Raw genomic sequence first — 15891 nt, 5'->3', positions numbered from 1 at the left:
CTCACACGTTTTACGTAAGGCTTAGTTGGTGAACGGACCCCATGTGGGTTCGCGCACCTCGCCGTTCAACACGGACAGAGTTTGCCGCACCCGGCCATCGCTGGATACCCCGGCCAACACACTCCGACCGTTCTGAACGGCGGCGTATAGTACTTGCATTCCGTTGGGCGCGAAACTGGGAGACTGGTCGTCCGGCCCGTCGGTCAGCAAAGTCTCATTGCCTGACGCAATATCGAGTGATGCGATGCGGAATGCACCATCCCGCCGACTAACGTACAGCAGGGTTTTTCCATCGGGGGAAATCCGCGGTGAAATGTTGTAACTGCCATTGAAGGTGATGCGGCGGGCCTGGCCGCCGTCCAGGCCGGTCTGGTAGATCTGCGGGCTGCCGCTGCGGTCGCTGGTGAAATACAGGCTGCCGCCATCGGGCGCAAACACAGGCTCCGTATCGATCAGCGGCGAACGGGTCACCCGGCGCAGGTTCTGTCCGTCGGCCCCGACCACGTAGATTTGCGACAGGCCGTCGCGCGTGAGCACCACCGCCAGCTGGCTGCCGTCGGGCGACCACGACGGAGCGGAATTGTTACCTTTGTAGTTGGCCACGGGCACGCGCTGGCTGCTCGACAGGGTGTGCGAATACACCACGGGCTTGCCCGATTCGAAGCTGACGTAGGCCAGGCGCGAACCATCAGGCGACCACGAGGGCGAGATGATGGGCTCGCGCGAGCGCAGCGCCACCTGGGGATTCTGGCCGTCGGAGTCGGCCACCTGCAGCTCGTAGGTGCCGCCTTGCTTGAGCACGTAGGCAATGCGGGTGGCAAAGACGCCGCGCACGCCGGTGATCTTTTCGTAGATGCGGTCGGCGATCTGGTGGGCGATGCGCCGCAATTCGCGCTCGGTGCCCGAGAAGGCCACGCCGTCGAGCTGGCCGCGCTGCACCGTGTCGGCCAGGCGGAAGCGGATTTCATAGCGGCCGTCGCCGGTGCGGCTGATGCTGCCGTAGGACACCGTGTCGGCGCCGCGGTTGCGCCAGTCGTCGTAGGCGATCGGCGTCTCGGAGGTCAGGTTGCTGCCCGAGGCGTTGATCAGCCGGAACTGGCCGGTGCGGGTCAGGTCGGCCCGGATGACTTCGGCGACCGCCTGGCCGGCGGGATCGCCGGTGAAGTCGGCCACCGCGATGGGGTATTGCTGGGCGCCGGTGCCGGAGATGTCCACGCGCAGCTGGGCCTGGGCCGGCCGCCAGAGCATGGCGGCCAGGGCCAGCATCAGCAGGGCGGTCATCAGGCGCAGCAGGCTGCGGGTTCCGGCCCGACCCGGGGCGGGGGGACGCGCGGTAGGCGCGCGGCGATAGGCTGGGGTCATGAGCTGCGATCTCCTAGTCGTACATGCGATAGAGGACTTCGATCGTGGACGGATAGTTTCCGGATGGCGGACGCGGGAACGGCGAGCAGCGCCGGATGCCCGTTTCCACCGCACGGTCAAAGCCCGAGATGCCCGAGGAGCGGGTCAGCGCCACGCCGGCCACCGAGCCGTCTCTTTGTAACTGTACCCGGTATTGTGCCGTCGGATTGGCCGATCCGGAACGCGGCGGCGTCGGATACGACACACCCGGCCGGATGCAGGCGCGGACCTGGCCGGCGTAGCCGTCGTCCCGCCCGCCGCCGGCCTGGTTGCGGTCGGCCGTGCCGCCGGGCAGGCCCGCCGCGCCCAGCGCGTCGCCGCGCAAGGCTTCGCGCAGCTGCCGCTCCTTCTCGGCGGCAGCCTTGGCGGCGGCGGCTTTCTCGGCCGCGGCCTTTTCCGCCGCGGCTTTCTTGGCAGCGGCGGCCTTTTCCTCGGCTGCCTTCTTCTCGGCAGCCGCTTTTTCCGCGGCGGCCTTCTTCTCGGCAGCGGCTTTCTCCGCAGCGGCTTTTTCGGCCGCTGCCTTCTCGGCCGCCGCCTTTTCCGCGGCAGCCTTCTTCTCGGCTGCGGCTTTTTCCTCGGCGGCCTTTTTCTCGGCGGCCGCCTTGGCGGCCGCTTCCTTGCGGGCGGCTTCGGCCTTGGCCTGCTTTTCGGCTTCCAGGCGCTCTTGCTCCAGCCGCTCGCGCTCGGCCTGTTCGGCCTTTTCGCGTTCCTGCCTGAGCCGTTCGGCTTCCTTGCGGGCTTCTTCCTCCTGCTTGCGCTTGAGCTCGGCGGCCTGGCGGGCCGCCTCTTCCTCGGCCTGCTTGCGCTTGCGCGCCTCGGCCAGCGCGATCTCGGGATCGGGCTGCTGGACTTCGGGCGGCGCGGGCGGGGGCGCAGGCGGCGCAGGCGGGGGCGGCGCCGGTTCGGGTTCGGGGGCCGGCGCGGGCGGCTGGGGCTCGGGCTGGGGCTCGGGCTCGGGCTGCTCAGGCTGGGCAGGCGGCTCGGGTTCGGGTTCGGGCGGGCGCGCGTCGGGGCTGTCGCCGTCCATCCAGAGCTCGACCTGCACGGGCCCGGGCGATTCGGTGCGCCAGGCCATGCCCAGCACCAGCATCAGGGCCAGCAGCACGTGTATGCCCACGGCCATCGCCAGCGAGCGGCGATCTATGCGTTCCTCGGGCGGCCCGGCCTGGAATTTCGAAGGGTGATCGGACATCGGCATAGGGTTCGGCTCGGCGCGCCTAGCGGCCGGCGGGCGCGCCGCCCTTCTGGTTGACCAGCAGGCCCAGGCGCGTGATCCCGCTGGCGCGCAGCTCGTCCATCGCTTCGACCACCTGCTCGTAGGGCACGCGGCCGTCGGCGGCGATCACCACCGGCGTGTCGGCCGTGATGCGCGCCTGCACTTCCTTGACCAGCGATTCGCGCGCGATGTCCTGCGGCTGCGAGCCGGCCTCGCGCATGCGCACGGCCACCTGGCCGTTCTCGGCGATCTGCACTTCGAGCGGCGTGACCTTGACCTCGGCGGCCTGGCCCATGGAGGGCAGTTCGATCAGGCCAGGGGTGATCATGGGCGCGGTGACCATGAAGATCACCAGCAGCACCAGCATCACGTCGATGTAGGGCACGACGTTGATCTCGTTCTTGAGCCGCCGGCCGCGGCCGGAACGGGAGCGGACGGATGGCATCAGCGCCCCTGGCGTTGGAGGATGTTCAGGAACTCGTCGACGAAGGCGTCGAAGCGGATCGACAGCCGGTCGACGTCGTGGGTGTAGCGGTTGTAGGCCACCACCGCCGGGATGGCCGCGAACAGGCCGATGGCCGTGGCGATCAGCGCCTCGGCGATGCCCGGCGCCACCGAGGCCAGCGTGGCCTGCTGCACGTTGGCCAGCCCCACGAAGGCGTGCATGATGCCCCACACCGTGCCCAGCAGGCCGATGTAGGGGCTGACCGAGCCGGCCGAGGCCAGGAAGTTCAGGTTCGACTCCAGGGCGTCCATCTCGCGCTGGTAGGCCGCGCGCATGGCGCGCCGGGGCCCGTCCAGCACGGCGTGGACGTCGCCGCCCGCGTGGTTGCGGCGCGATTTCACGAACTCGTTCATGCCGGCGTCGAAGATGCGCGCCAGCGGCCCGTGCTCGGCGCGGCGGCTGGCCACGGCCTGCTGCAGCATGGACAGGTCGCCGCCGGACCAGAAGTCGTCCTCGAAGCGCCGCGTCTGCGCCTCGGCTTTCTTGAGCGCGGCCCGTTTGCTGAAGATGAAGGTCCAGGACATGATGGAGATACCGACCAGTATCAGCATGATCAGCTGTACCGGGATGCTCGCATCGAGGATGAGCGTCAGTATCGACATGTCGGCGGTTGCTTGCATGGTCATTCCAGTGTGATGGCTTTTAGCGTGTCCCAGAGCGGCCGGGGCAGGGGGGCCGGCTTGAGCGAGCCGGCATCCACGCAACAGACTTGGATGTTGCCCGCAGCGAGCAGTTCCCCGTTGCGCTCGGCGCGCTGCGCGAAGTGTATCGAAGCGCGGCCCAGTCGTGTGATGCGGCTGTGGATGACCAGCAGGTCATCCAGGCGGGCGGGCCGCAGGTACTGCATGTCCAGCGACTGCACCACGAACAGCCGGTGCTCGCGCACGGCCAGCTCCGACTGGTTGACGCCCAGCGCCCGCAGCCATTCGGTGCGGGCGCGTTCGAGGAACTTGAGGTAGTTGGCGTAGAAGACCACGCCGCCCGCGTCCGTATCCTCGTAATAGACGCGCAAAGTCAGGGCGGCGGTCGATGTTGCGGGTGTGGTCACTCTGTCAGGTATTTTTTGCGATGGGACGGCGGCTCAGGCCCGGGCCAGGCAGGCCAGGGTCTGTTCGAGCGCCTCGTCCACCGGCACCTTGGCGGTTTCGCCCTGGCGACGGGTCAGCAATTCCACCACACCCTCGGCCAGGCCGCGTTCTCCAACTGTTACCCGGACCGGCACCCCGATCAGCTCCCATTCGGCGAACATCACCCCCGGCCGCTGGTCGCGATCGTCCAGGATCGCGTCCACGCCGCGCGCCAGCAGGGCCTCGTACAGGCGCTCGGCCGTGTCACGAACCGTTGCACTTTTGCTCCAGCCCACCGGGCACACCACGACTTGGAACGGGGCCAGCGCCGCCGGCCAGATGATGCCGCGCTCGTCATGGTTCTGTTCGATGGCCGCGCCCACGATGCGGGTGATGCCGATGCCGTAGCAGCCCATCTGCATCAGGGCCGGCTTGCCGGTCTCGTCCAGGTAGGTCGCCTTCAGGGCCTCGGAATACTTGGTGCCCAGGTAGAACACGTGGCCGACCTCGATGCCGCGCTGGATGGCCAGCCGGCCCTTGCCCGAGGGAGCGGGGTCGCCTTCGACCACGTTGCGCAGGTCGGCCACCAGTTCCGGCTCGGGCAGGTCGCGGCCCCAGTTGGCGCCGGTGTAGTGAAAGCCGGCCTCGTTGGCGCCGCAGACGAAGTCGCTCATCCTGGCCACCGTCAGGTCGGCCACCACCCGCACCGGCCGCGCCGTGCCGATCGGACCCAGGTAGCCCGGCTGGCAGCCGAAATGCTCGACGATCTCCGCCTCGGTGGCAAAGCGCCAGCCTTGCTTGAGCCCGGGCAGCTTGCCCGCCTTGATTTCGTTGAGTTCGTGGTCGCCGCGCAGCAGCAGCAGCCAGACCTGCACGCCGGCCTCGTCCTCGGTGGCCAGCACCAGCGACTTGAGCGTGCGCGACAGCGGCAGGCCCAGCAGCTCGGCCACGGCCTGGCACTTGGCCGCGCCGGGGGTCGGCGTCTTGGCCAGCGGCTCGCCCGGCGCGGCCCGCTCGGCCAGCAGGGCCGGCGCCTCGGCCAGCTCGATGTTGGCCGCGTAGCTGGAGTCCGGGTCGTAGACGATCAGGTCTTCGCCCGTCTCGGCGATGACCTGGAATTCGTGGCTGCGGTCGCCCCCGATCGAGCCGGTGTCGGCCGCCACCGCCCGGAACTGCAGGCCAAGGCGCTCGAAGATGCGCAGGTAGGCCGCGTACATGGCGTCGTAGCTGCGCTGGGCGCCGGCCTCGTCGCGGTCGAAGGAGTAGGCGTCCTTCATGGTGAATTCGCGCCCGCGCATCACGCCAAAGCGCGGGCGGCGCTCGTCGCGGAACTTGGTCTGGATGTGATAGAAGTTCACCGGCAGCTGGCGCCAGCTGTGCAGCTCGTTGCGGGCGATGTCCGTGATCACCTCCTCGGAGGTGGGCTGCAGCACGAAATCGCGCTCGTGGCGGTCCTTGATGCGCAGCAGTTCGGCGCCATATTGTTCCCAGCGGCCCGACTCGCGCCACAGCTCGGCCGGCTGCACCACGGGCATCAGCAGCTCCAGGGCGCCGGCCGCGTTCATTTCCTCGCGCACGATGGCCTCGACCTTGCGGATCACCCGCAGTCCCAGCGGCATATAGGTATAGATGCCGCCGGCCAGCTTGCGGATCATGCCGGCACGGGTCATCAGCCGGTGGCTGGCCACTTCCGCATCGGACGGGGCTTCTTTGAGCGTATTCAGGTGGTAACGGGAGGCGCGCATAAGGACTCAGGGTTGTGCCGGAGGTCGGCAGAAGGGCTGCACATACGTATAATCGGGTGCAATTGTATTGAATTCGCTGGAGGTGGCCATGCTCGATCGCGAAGGCTACCGTCCCAATGTCGGCATCATTCTCGTCAACCACAAGAACGAGGTTTTTTGGGGTAAGCGGCTCAGGGAGCACGCTTGGCAGTTTCCGCAGGGCGGCATCAAGCACGGCGAAAGCCCGGCACAGGCCATGTACCGCGAACTGCACGAGGAAGTCGGCCTCAAGCCCGAGCATGTCCGGATATTGGGACGTACCCGCGACTGGTTGCGTTACAACGTGCCCGACAACTTCGTCAGGCGGGAATGGCGCGGCCATTACAAGGGACAGAAGCAGATATGGTTCCTGTTGCGCCTGATGGGCCGCGACAGCGACGTATGCCTGCGGGCCACCTCGCATCCCGAATTCGACGCCTGGCGCTGGAGCCAGTACTGGGTGCCGCTCGATGCCGTCATCGAGTTCAAGCGCGAAGTCTACACGCAGGCCTTGAACGAGCTGTCGGTCATCCTGTTCCGGCGCCACCACGAAACCCGCTACCTGCGCCAGAAGGTGCATGGCAGCCGCGGCGAGGCCAACGCGCCGCAGGACGGAGCCGACAGGCATGCGCATATTGCTGGTTGAAGACGAACGCGAAATGGCGGCCTGGCTGGTCCGGGCCTTGTCCCAGAGCGGCTTCGTGCCCGATCACGCGGCCGATGCCCGCACGGCCGAGGCCTTCATGGCCGGCAACGAATACGACGCCATCGTCATGGACCTGCGGCTGCCCGACAAGCATGGGCTGGTGCTGCTGCGCGAGATGCGCAGCCGCGACGACCGCACGCCCGTGCTGCTGCTGACGGCGCAGGGCGCCTTGCAGGACCGCGTGCGGGGCCTGAACCTGGGCGCCGACGACTTCCTGACCAAGCCTTTCGCCCTCGAAGAGCTCGAAGCGCGCCTGACGGCCCTGGTGCGGCGCAGCCGCGGCCGCCAGCATCCCCGCCTGCAATGCGGCTCGCTGGCCTACGACAGCGAAAGCCGGTCCTTCACGCTGGACGGCACCCTGCTGTTCCTGACCCCGCGCGAGCATGCGGCGCTGGCCGCGCTGCTGATGCGCACCGGCTACCCCGTGGACAAGTCCCAGCTCTTCGGCAAGGTCTTCACCCACGACAGCGAAGCCAACCTGGACGCCATCGAGGTCGTGCTGCACCGCCTGCGCAAGAAGCTGGCAGGCAGCGACGTGCGCATCACCACCGTGCGCGGCCTGGGCTATATGCTCGAGACGGCGCCCAGTGAAGCGACGTCCTCCTAGCAAGCGCCTGCCGCGGTTCCTCAGTCCCGATTACTTCCTGCCGCGCCTGGGGATCCGGGCGCTGCTGGTGTCCCTGCTGCTGCCGGGCATCGTGGTGCTGCTGGTGCTCGACAGCTGGAACGACTACCGCACCCTGGTCCAGGTCACCTCGGACGCCTATGACAACAGCCTGCTCGAGCCGGCGCGGGTGCTCGAGAGCAGCGTCGAGTTCGCGCAGGACCTGACCCTGCGCGTGAGCGCGCCGGTCTATGCCCAGGTGCTGCTGGAGTCGCGCGCGGGCCTGCGCAAGTATTTCCGTATCGAAGAGATCGATCCGCCGGTGATGCCCGGCGGCACGCGGGTGCCGCCGCAGGGCCGCACGCTGCTGGGCATGCCCGACCTGCCCCGGCCCGGGATCTGGCCCATGGTCGCCGGCGAGCCCTATTTCTACGACGGCGTCTATCGCAACGACCCGGTGCGCGGCGTGGCTATCTGGCGCGATCTCTATTACCAGGGGGCGCACCGGCAGGTGCTGGTGCTGGTGGCCGAAAGCACCGGCCCGCGCCAGGCCGCCGAGGAACGCGCCTGGCGCCAGGAGTTCCTGCGCGACGGCCGGATGGTGGGCCTGGTGGTGCTGCTGGTCTGGGTGGGCGTGGCCCTGGCCCTGCGCCCGCTGCATCGCCTGCGCAAGGAAGTGCGCGAGCGCTCGCCGGACGACCTGGAGCCCCTGGATGCCGACCGGGTGCCCATCGAAGTGGCGCCGCTGGTCGATGCGGTCAACCACCACATCGCGCGCTATCGGGACATGCTGGCCGAGCAGTCCGACTTCCTGGCGGACGCCTCGCACCAGATGCGCACGCCGCTGGCGATCATGCTCACGCAGGCGCAATATGCCCTGCGCGAGCGCGACCCCGAACGCATGCGCGAAGGGCTGCAGGCCCTGATCGAGCAGCTCAAGCGCACGCGCCGGCTGACCGAGCAGCTGCTGACGCTGGCGCATGCCAGCCACGACGAGGCGGCGGCCAAGCAGGATGTCGATCTCACCGCCCTGGCGCATGCCGCGGTGCTGCACTATCTGCCCCTGGCCCGTGAAAAGCGGCAGGACCTAGGCTGGCAGGACGCGCGCGCGCCGGGCCTGCGCCATGCCAATACGGTGCTGGGCAATGCGGACGAGCTGCGCGAGGCGCTGTCCAACCTGATCCACAACGCCATTCACTACACGCCGCGCGGCGCGCGGATCACCGTGTCGATCGAGGCCGACGCCTGCTCGGTCTGCCTGGTGGTGGTGGACAACGGCCCGGGGCTGGCGCCCGAACTGCGCGAGCGGGCCTTCGCGCGCTTTGAGCGCGTGGGAGCGGGCAAGGACGAGTCGGGCAGCGGCCTGGGCCTGGCCATCGCCCGCGCCTATGCCCGCCGCAACGGCGGCGATATCGAACTGGGCGATGGCGAGCCCAATGACCAAGGCTCGGTGGGCTTGCGGGCCATCCTGCGCCTGCCGCTGGCAAAACAAGCCGCACAAGCCGCAACTTCGCAAACCAGCGGATAGGGGTATACCCCAGTCGATCACCGCGCCCCCCTGGGCGCGCGCGCCGGGCCCGTCTCTGTTACATCCGGCCGAAAGCAAATCGCAAGCAACGGTTCTTAGACTCCTGCACTTTCTAACCACCTGCCGGCGGCGGCGGTGCGATGTCGCGCCCGGCCTTGGCAGGAAAAACAAGTGGGGAGTCCACATCTTGCAGCCATCAAAGCGCATCATCCGGCGCGAGTTACTGGGCGCCGGCCTGGTCATCGCACTGGGTATCGCCGTCATCATCGGCGGCTATTCGTATCAGGTCGGCACCCTGTCGCGCATGGGACCCGGCATGTTCCCGATCCTGCTCGGTTTCCTGCTGGTGTTCCTGGGCGTGCTCATGCTGATCAGCATCAAGGCGCTGCCGCCCGACGACGAGGAGGACGACACCGGACCGCCGCAATGGCGCGGCTGGGGCTGCATCCTGGCCGGCCTGATCGCCTTCATGTTCTTTGGCAAGTACGGCGGCCTTGCGCCCGCGACCTTCGCGCTGGTCTTCATCTCCGCCTTGGGCGACCGCGAGCACACCTTGCGTTCGGCGCTGTTGCTGGCAGTGGGGGTGACCATCGTCGGCGCCCTGATCTTTTCCTGGGGTCTGCAGCTGCAGTTCCCGTTGTTTCGCTGGGGCTGATGATCCATGGATATCTTTTCGAACCTGATGCATGGGTTCTCCGTCGCGTTTGCGCTGGATAACCTGATGTGGGCGACCTTCGGGGTCGTCATGGGCAACCTGATCGGCGTGCTGCCCGGCATGGGCGTGCTCGCCTCGATCTCGATCCTGCTGCCGCTGACCTACACGATGACGCCCACGGCCGCGCTGGTCATGCTGGCGGGCATCTACTACGGCTCGCAGTATGGCGGCGGCATCACTTCCATCATGCTGAACCTGCCGGGCACCGCCTCGCACGCGGTCGCCTGCCTTGACGGCAACCCGATGGCCCGCAACGGCAAGGCCGGCTCGGCGCTGTTCATGCTGATGTTCTCCTCCTTCTGCGGCGCGTCGGTGGGCATCATGACCATGATCCTGTTCTCGCCGGTGCTGGTGGAGGTCGCCTTCAAGTTCGGCCCGGCCGAATACTTCGCCATGATGATGCTGGGCCTGCTGGCCGGCGCCACGCTGGCCAAGGGCTCGGCGCTCAAGGGCGTGATCATGGTGGTGGTCGGCCTGGTGCTGGGCGTGGTGGGCACCGACGTCAATACCGGCGTCATGCGCTTTCACTTCGGCATCCTGGAGCTGAGCGACGGCCTGCAGATCGTGGCGCTGGCCATGGGCCTGTTCGGCGTGGCCGATTTCCTGCGCAACATCAACCGGATCGACTCCAGCGCCAAGGTCATCGGCGGGGGCAAGATCTCGATGAAGGCCATGCGCCCCGAACCGGGCGACATCAAGCAGTCCGCCCCGGCCGTGGTGCGCGGCTCGGCCATCGGCGCCGTCTTCGGCGTGCTGCCCGGCACCGGCCCGACCATCGCGTCGTTCATCTCCTATGCCACCGAGAAGAAGGTCGCCAAGGAGCCGCGCCGCTTCGGCCGCGGCGCCATCGAGGGCATCGCCGGTCCGGAAGCGGCCACCAACGCCTCCTCGCAGACCAGCTTCATTCCCACGATGAGCCTGGGCATCCCCGGCGACCCCGTGATGGCCCTGATGCTGGGCGCGCTGATCATCCACGGTATCCAGCCCGGTCCGCAGATGATGACCGAGCACTCGGACATGTTCTGGGGCCTGATCGCCAGCTTCTGGGTGGGCAACGTCCTGCTGCTGCTGCTGAACCTGCCCCTGATCGGCATGTGGATCAAGATGCTGTCGGTGCCGTTCCGCTACCTGTTCCCCACCGCGCTGTTCTTCGTCTGCGTGGGGGTGTACAGCACCAACAACAACCTGTTCGATGTAGGGATGGTGACCTTCTTCGGCGTCGTGGGCTACCTGTTCATCCGCTTGCGGTTCGAGCCGGCGCCCTTGCTGCTGGGCTTCGTGCTCGGTCCCATGGTCGAAGAGAACTTCCGCCGCGCGCTGCTGCTGTCGCGGGGCGACATGGCGATCTTCATCGAGCGTCCGATCAGCCTGGGCTTCGTGGTCGCCAGCGCCTTGCTGATCGCCTTCGTGTTCATCTCGGCCGTGCGCCAACGGCAGCGCCAGAAGCTGCAGGAAGCCAAGGCCTGAGCATGGGCCCGCCGGGACTCGGGCCGGCGGGCTGCTTCGGTACGGCGGGCAAACCGTGATACGGTTTAGGCCCGCCGTTTTTTTTCCCTCTCGCAGATGCACATCCTGTTCGCCGCCAAAGACTACGACGCCGATCGCTGGGTCGCCGATTTCGCCGCCGCCCTGCCCGGACACACCGTCAGCGCGTGGCGGCCGGGCATGGCGGCGCCGCGGGCGCAGGCGGCCATCGTCTGGCAGCCGCCGCAGGCCTTGTTCGAACAGGTGCCGTCCTTGCAGGCCGTCTTCAACCTGGGCGCGGGCGTCGATGCCTTGCTCGATTCGGGGGTGCTGCCCGACGCGGTCCAGGTCTACAGGCTCGAGGATGCCGGCATGGCCGTGCAGATGGCCGAGTACTGCCTGTACGCGCTGCTGCGCGCGGCGCGCGACTTCGGCGCCTACCAGGCCGCGCAGGCGCGCGAGCACTGGCTCGATGTGCCGCCCATGCAGCGCAGCCAGTGGCCGGTGGGCGTGCTCGGCCTGGGCGCGGTGGGCAGGCGCGTGGCGCAGGTCCTGGCCGATTTCGGCTTTCCGGTAGCCGGCTGGTCGCGTTCGGGCGCGCAGGTGCCCGGCGTGCAGGGGTATGCCGGCGCGCAGGCCCTGCCGCAGTTCCTTGCGCGCACGCGCGTGCTGGTCAACGTGCTGCCCCTGACCGACCAGACCCGCGACATCCTGAACCGCGACACGCTGGGCCGGCTGATGCCCGGCAGCCACCTGATCAACGTGGGCCGCGGCGCGCACCTGGTCGAGGCCGACCTGCTGCATGCGCTCGAGCACGGGCCCCTGGCCGGCGCGACGCTGGATGTCTTTCGCACCGAGCCGTTGCCGCCCGGGCATCCGTTCTGGCGCCATCCGGCCATACACATCACCCCGCACGTGGCCGCGCGCACTCTGCATGACGAAACCATCGAGCAGGTGGCCGGCAAGATCCGCGCCCTGGCGGCCGGGCAGACGCCCTCGGGCCTGGTCGAGCGCGGCAGGGGCTACTGACCTTCCGCCTCGTGGCCGGCGCGCGCCGCCGGATGCTGCACGCAGCCCGCGGGCAATCTGGCGGTCAGGAATTCGGCCAGGGCCTTGACCGCCGGCAGCATGCCGCGCCGCGAGGGATAGACCATATGAAAAATGCCCGAGCCCGAGCCCCATTGCGGCAGGACGCGCACCAGCTTGCCTTGGGCAATGGCGTGCAGCACGCCCATGTCGGGCAGCAGCCCGATGCCCTGGTGGGCCACGGCGGCGGCGGCCAGGACGGGAAAATCGTTGGCGCACAGCCTCGGCCTGACCGAGACCGAGACTTCCTCGCCACGCGGCCCGTGCAGGGTCCAGCGTTGCGGGCCGGCGGTTTCGCTAAATGCCAGCGCAGGATAGTCGGCCAGCTCGGCCGGATGCGTGGGCGTGCCGTGACGCTGCAGAAAGGCCGGACTGGCCACCAGCAGGGCGCTGCTTACGCCTAGCCGCCGCACCACCATGTCCGCGTCGGTGTCCAGGCGCGTGCGCACCCGCAGGGCCAGGTCCACGCCTTCGGCCACCAGGTCGATGCGCCGGTTGGTGGCAATGACCTGCACGTCCACCTTGGGCCATTGGGCAAGGAACTCGGGCAGCAAATGCTGCAGGGATTCCTGGGCCACTGCCACCGGCGCGCTCAGGGTCACCGTGCCTGCCGGTTCGGCGCGCATCTGCTGCATGGCGTCCTCGGCCGCACGGGCCGATTCGATAATGCTCTGGCAGTACTGCAGGTAGCGTTCGCCCGCGGCGGTCAGGCGCAGCCTGCGGGTCGTGCGTTGCAGCAGCCGCATCTGCAGCCGTTCCTCCAGCAGGGCGATGCGGCGCGACAGGCGCGATTTGGGAATGTCCAGGCGGCGGGCCGCCGCGCTGAACCCGCCGGCTTGCACCACCTGGGCGAAATAGTAGAGATCGTTCAGGTCCTGCATCGATTGTCCTATAAGCAGAACGACCTGTGCATTGTAGGATGATTTATCGAAGCAATGGCGCTGCGTAAAGTGAGGCCCATCGAAGCCACAGGGCCCAACGCCCGCACGGAGCCTGTCATGAAAACCCTAGTCCTGCTTTCCTCCATCCTGGGCGAAGCCTCGCTCTCCAGCGGCCTGGCCCGCCACGCCATCGCCAAGATCCAGGCCCGCGAGCCCCAGGGCGCCGTCATCGTGCGCGACCTGGCCGCCGAGCCGCTGCCTTATTTCGATGCGGCCGCCGCCGGCGCCCTGTTCACGCCGGCCCAGGCGCGCACGCCGGCCCAGCAGCAGATCGTCGAGCTCAGCGATGGCCTGGTGCGCGAGCTGTTCGAGGCCGACCGCCTGGTGATCGCCGTGCCCATCTATAACTTCGGCATCCCGGCCCAGCTCAAGAGCTACCTGGATTTCATTGCGCGGGCGGGCGTCACCTTCCGCTACAACGCCGACGGCACGCCGCAGGGCCTGGTCACCGGCAAGCAGGTGATCGTGCTGGTCTCGCGCGGCGGCCAGGCGCTGGGCACGCCGGTGGACACGGCCACGCCCTATCTGCGCACCATGCTGGGCTTTCTGGGCATGGACGACGTCACGGTCATCGCCGCCGAAGGCGTCAAGATGGGCCAGGAGTCGCTGGACCGCGCGCTCGGCCAGGCGCGCGGGCGCATCGAAACGCTGCTGGCGGCCTGAGCGCGCGTCACGGCGGCCTTGTTCCGTTTGGACACAAATTAACGACCATTTGGGTGTTAGGATGGGGGCTTTCGTACGCTCGCCGCGTGCCTGGCCATGTCCGATAACGCCCTCCCGCCGCTGTCCCCTGCCAGCCCGGCGCATCCGGCCCGGCGCGTGCGCCTGCGTCCCGAGGTGCGCAGGCGGCAGATCCTGGACGCGGCCCTGGCCGAGTTCAGCGCCGTGGGCTTCGAGGGCGCCACGATGGACCGGATCGCCCAGCGCACGGGGCTGACCAAGGCCGGCCTGTACGCCCATTTCAAAAGCAAGGAACACGTGCTGGAGGCGCTGCTGGTCAGCAATATCTTCGACCAGTCCTCGCATCCGCATTGGCAATGGACGGACGGCGCCACGCTGGAAGAGACGATAGACCGGTATCTGGGCAGCGTGTACCGCTTCATACGCGATCCGCGCGTCCAGGCCACGTTCCGGCTGCTGATCGCCGAGAGCGGGCGCGCGCCCGAGCGCATCCGGCGCTGGAACGAGGCGATCTTCCGCCCCCATGCGGCCCAGCGCCAGCGCGAACTGGACGAATGCGTGGCCAGGGGCCTGGTGCCGGACAACGCGGTCTCGCGCAAGTTTTCGCTGGCCTCGGCGCCGGCCTTGCAAGCCTTGATGGCCTGGCTCCTGCTCGATGCGCGGCAAGCCGAGCAGGAAGAAGCCGAGATCCGCGCCGCCCATCGCGAAATGCTGCTGGCCCTGCTGGGCGGGCAGGGCGCACCATGAGGCCCGCGGCCCGCCGCCTGCGCACGCGCGCGGCCCTGCTGGGGTTGGCGGCCTGCCTGACGGCCTGTTCATCGGTCGCGCCCGAACCGCCGCAACTGCCCTTTACCCTGCCCGAAGGCTTTGCCGCCGAGTCCGCAGCCGGCGGGCGGGCCTGGACCGAACGCTGGTGGCAGGATTTCGGCGACGCGCAGCTCGACCGTTTCGTCGATACCGCGCTGCTGGGCAATCCGGACCTGGCGCAAGCCATCGCCCGCACACGCATCGCCCAGGCGCAGGCGCGGCTGCAGCGGGCCGACCAGCTGCCCCAGGTCGGGCTGGGCGCCGGCGCGGCGCGGCAGCGGCAGAACGTCGCCGGCATGCCGGGCAGCCCGGGCGCGGTCCCGATGATCGGCACCGGCTACGATGCCTCGCTGGACGTCAGCTGGGAGCTGGACCTTTGGGGGCGGCTGTCCGCGCTATCGGCCTCGGCGCGCGCCGATTACCTGGCCAGCACCCGGCAATTGCGGGCCATGCGCCAGTCGGTCGCCGCACAGGTCGTGCAGATGTACTTCGAGATCGTGCATGCGCGCGCACAGGCCGAGCTGTCGGCGCGCACCGTCCAGGCGCTGGCCGAGATGGCCCGGCAGGTCGACAATCGCGTGCGGGCGGGCATCGCCTCGCCGGCCGACGGCATGCTGGCCAACGCCAACCTGCAGTCGGCCCGGGCAGGCCTGGAACAGCGCCGCGAAACCCTGGCGCGCAGCCTGCGGCAACTGCAGGTCCTGATGGGCGGCTATCCCTCGGGCAGCCTGCGCACCGCCCAGGCGCTGCCCCCCGTGCCGCCGCCGCCGTCCGCCGGCATTCCCGCGCAGCTGCTGGCGCGCCGTCCGGACGTGCAGGCCGCCGAGCTGGGGCTGCTGGCCGCAGGCTATCGGCTCGGCGCGGCGCAGCGTTCCTTCCTGCCTGCGCTCACGCTCAGCGGTTCGGCCGGCTATTCGGGCAGCGAGCTTGCCGAATTGTTCAGCAGCGGCAACCTGGTGTGGTCCATCGCGGGCCGCCTGCTGCAGCCGGTCTTCCAGGGAGGGCGGCTGACCGCGCAGGTCCATATTGCCCAGGGCCAGCGCGACGAGGCCCTGTACGCCTATGCGCAGACCGCGCTCAACGCCCTGGCGGAAGTCGAAAGCGCCCTGGCGGTCGACGCCTTGCTGCGCGAGCGCGAGGCGGCGCTGGATGCTTCGGCTGGCGCCGCCGAGCAAGCCGTGCACGTCTCGCTGAACCGCTACCTGCAGGGCATCGACCCGTTCCTGAACGTGCTGGAAAGCCAGCAGCGCGCGCTGGACGGCCGCAGCGCCTACCTCAGTGCCCGCCATGCCCGGCTGGAGAACCGCATCGCCCTGCATCTTGCGCTGGGCGGCGGTTTCGAGGACGAGCCCCCGTCCCTGGCCGCCGAGCCTTCTTCCCTTTCCGTTCCATGACGAAAGACAGAAC

16 protein-coding genes are annotated in these 15891 nt (G+C 68.7%); 9 read left to right on the top strand and 7 right to left on the bottom strand.

Translation table 11 applies throughout. From position 1 onward, the window contains the following. Positions 1-21: 21 nt before the first annotated feature. From tolB to V8Z80_RS18675, 6 genes are read right to left on the bottom strand one after another with little or no spacing between them, the layout of a single operon-like run. The gene (gene tolB, locus V8Z80_RS18700; RefSeq protein ID WP_442951999.1) at positions 22-1362 is read right to left on the bottom strand and encodes a Tol-Pal system beta propeller repeat protein TolB; all 1341 of its coding nucleotides are present in this window, start codon (positions 1360-1362) and stop codon (positions 22-24) included. Between the two features lie 13 nt (positions 1363-1375). After that, positions 1376-2599: a cell envelope integrity protein TolA gene (gene tolA, locus V8Z80_RS18695; RefSeq protein WP_442951998.1), complete on the bottom strand. Its 1224-nt coding sequence runs from the start codon at positions 2597-2599 to the stop codon at positions 1376-1378. 19 nt (positions 2600-2618) lie between these two features. Beyond that, positions 2619-3062, bottom strand: coding sequence for a protein TolR (gene tolR, locus V8Z80_RS18690; protein WP_336063084.1), 444 nt, complete (start codon positions 3060-3062; stop codon positions 2619-2621). Next, entirely contained in the window at positions 3062-3742 is a 681-nt protein-coding gene (gene tolQ / locus V8Z80_RS18685; RefSeq protein ID WP_336063083.1) for a protein TolQ, read from the bottom strand. The genes tolR and tolQ overlap by 1 nt, the downstream gene beginning before the upstream one ends. 2 nt (positions 3743-3744) lie before the next feature. Next, the gene (gene ybgC / locus V8Z80_RS18680; protein ID WP_336063082.1) at positions 3745-4170 is read right to left on the bottom strand and encodes a tol-pal system-associated acyl-CoA thioesterase; all 426 of its coding nucleotides are present in this window, start codon (positions 4168-4170) and stop codon (positions 3745-3747) included. Positions 4171-4203: 33 nt separating this feature from the next. Then, positions 4204-5934, bottom strand: a complete 1731-nt coding sequence (locus tag V8Z80_RS18675) for a proline--tRNA ligase (RefSeq protein ID WP_155196391.1) — start codon at positions 5932-5934, stop codon at positions 4204-4206. Between the two features lie 88 nt (positions 5935-6022). Between V8Z80_RS18675 and V8Z80_RS18670 the strand changes: the two genes are divergently transcribed. The 6 genes from V8Z80_RS18670 (at position 6023) to V8Z80_RS18645 (ending at position 11998) form a co-directional block, all read left to right on the top strand. Next, positions 6023-6598, top strand: coding sequence for an RNA pyrophosphohydrolase (locus tag V8Z80_RS18670; protein ID WP_336063081.1), 576 nt, complete (start codon positions 6023-6025; stop codon positions 6596-6598). After that, a complete protein-coding gene (locus V8Z80_RS18665) occupies positions 6579-7265 on the top strand; it encodes a response regulator (protein ID WP_155196393.1) in 687 nt (228 codons plus the stop codon). Before V8Z80_RS18670 ends, V8Z80_RS18665 begins: the two co-directional genes overlap by 20 nt. A 46-nt stretch (positions 7266-7311) precedes the next feature. Then, positions 7312-8790, top strand: a complete 1479-nt coding sequence (locus V8Z80_RS18660; RefSeq protein ID WP_336063090.1) for a sensor histidine kinase — start codon at positions 7312-7314, stop codon at positions 8788-8790. Positions 8791-8977: 187 nt separating this feature from the next. Next, positions 8978-9445, top strand: a complete 468-nt coding sequence (locus V8Z80_RS18655; protein ID WP_336063080.1) for a tripartite tricarboxylate transporter TctB family protein — start codon at positions 8978-8980, stop codon at positions 9443-9445. 6 nt (positions 9446-9451) lie between these two features. Further along, positions 9452-10972, top strand: coding sequence for a tripartite tricarboxylate transporter permease (locus tag V8Z80_RS18650; RefSeq protein WP_336063079.1), 1521 nt, complete (start codon positions 9452-9454; stop codon positions 10970-10972). 96 nt (positions 10973-11068) lie between these two features. Then, positions 11069-11998 carry a 2-hydroxyacid dehydrogenase gene (locus V8Z80_RS18645; protein ID WP_336063078.1) on the top strand — a complete coding sequence of 310 codons (930 nt, stop codon included), beginning with the start codon at positions 11069-11071 and terminating at the stop codon, positions 11996-11998. Here the strand turns inward: V8Z80_RS18645 and V8Z80_RS18640 are convergent. Then, positions 11992-12936 carry a LysR substrate-binding domain-containing protein gene (locus V8Z80_RS18640; RefSeq protein ID WP_336063077.1) on the bottom strand — a complete coding sequence of 315 codons (945 nt, stop codon included), beginning with the start codon at positions 12934-12936 and terminating at the stop codon, positions 11992-11994. The two genes, V8Z80_RS18645 and V8Z80_RS18640, sit on opposite strands and share 7 nt — an antisense overlap. A 117-nt stretch (positions 12937-13053) precedes the next feature. On the opposite strand from V8Z80_RS18640, the gene V8Z80_RS18635 reads away from it, so the two are divergent. The 3 genes from V8Z80_RS18635 to V8Z80_RS18625 all read left to right on the top strand — a co-directional run bounded on the left by V8Z80_RS18635 (position 13054) and on the right by V8Z80_RS18625 (position 15878). Beyond that, positions 13054-13659, top strand: coding sequence for an FMN-dependent NADH-azoreductase (locus V8Z80_RS18635; protein WP_336063076.1), 606 nt, complete (start codon positions 13054-13056; stop codon positions 13657-13659). A gap of 96 nt (positions 13660-13755) precedes the next feature. Then, positions 13756-14424 carry a TetR/AcrR family transcriptional regulator gene (locus V8Z80_RS18630; protein WP_336063075.1) on the top strand — a complete coding sequence of 223 codons (669 nt, stop codon included), beginning with the start codon at positions 13756-13758 and terminating at the stop codon, positions 14422-14424. Continuing rightward, on the top strand, positions 14421-15878 hold the full coding sequence (locus V8Z80_RS18625) for an efflux transporter outer membrane subunit (RefSeq protein WP_336063074.1): 1458 nt from the start codon (positions 14421-14423) through the stop codon (positions 15876-15878). The genes V8Z80_RS18630 and V8Z80_RS18625 overlap by 4 nt, the downstream gene beginning before the upstream one ends. The last annotated feature ends 13 nt before the right edge of the window (positions 15879-15891 follow it).

The sequence above is a fragment of the Orrella sp. JC864 genome, assembly GCF_037026685.1.
Taxonomy (GTDB): domain Bacteria; phylum Pseudomonadota; class Gammaproteobacteria; order Burkholderiales; family Burkholderiaceae_B; genus Orrella.
Note: the sequence above shows the minus strand (reverse complement) of the source record. Positions and strands in the feature narration are given on the sequence as shown.

Coding starts and splice junctions, on each gene's coding strand:
- tolB (WP_442951999.1), bottom strand. CDS start 1,362: ATGACCCCAGCCTATCGCCGCGCGCCTACCGCGCGTCCCCCCGCCCCG.
- tolA (WP_442951998.1), bottom strand. CDS start 2,599: ATGCCGATGTCCGATCACCCTTCGAAATTCCAGGCCGGGCCGCCCGAG.
- tolR (WP_336063084.1), bottom strand. CDS start 3,062: ATGCCATCCGTCCGCTCCCGTTCCGGCCGCGGCCGGCGGCTCAAGAAC.
- tolQ (WP_336063083.1), bottom strand. CDS start 3,742: ATGCAAGCAACCGCCGACATGTCGATACTGACGCTCATCCTCGATGCG.
- V8Z80_RS18675 (WP_155196391.1), bottom strand. CDS start 5,934: ATGCGCGCCTCCCGTTACCACCTGAATACGCTCAAAGAAGCCCCGTCC.
- V8Z80_RS18670 (WP_336063081.1), top strand. CDS start 6,023: ATGCTCGATCGCGAAGGCTACCGTCCCAATGTCGGCATCATTCTCGTC.
- V8Z80_RS18665 (WP_155196393.1), top strand. CDS start 6,579: ATGCGCATATTGCTGGTTGAAGACGAACGCGAAATGGCGGCCTGGCTG.
- V8Z80_RS18650 (WP_336063079.1), top strand. CDS start 9,452: ATGGATATCTTTTCGAACCTGATGCATGGGTTCTCCGTCGCGTTTGCG.
- V8Z80_RS18645 (WP_336063078.1), top strand. CDS start 11,069: ATGCACATCCTGTTCGCCGCCAAAGACTACGACGCCGATCGCTGGGTC.
- V8Z80_RS18640 (WP_336063077.1), bottom strand. CDS start 12,936: ATGCAGGACCTGAACGATCTCTACTATTTCGCCCAGGTGGTGCAAGCC.
- V8Z80_RS18635 (WP_336063076.1), top strand. CDS start 13,054: ATGAAAACCCTAGTCCTGCTTTCCTCCATCCTGGGCGAAGCCTCGCTC.
- V8Z80_RS18630 (WP_336063075.1), top strand. CDS start 13,756: ATGTCCGATAACGCCCTCCCGCCGCTGTCCCCTGCCAGCCCGGCGCAT.
- V8Z80_RS18625 (WP_336063074.1), top strand. CDS start 14,421: ATGAGGCCCGCGGCCCGCCGCCTGCGCACGCGCGCGGCCCTGCTGGGG.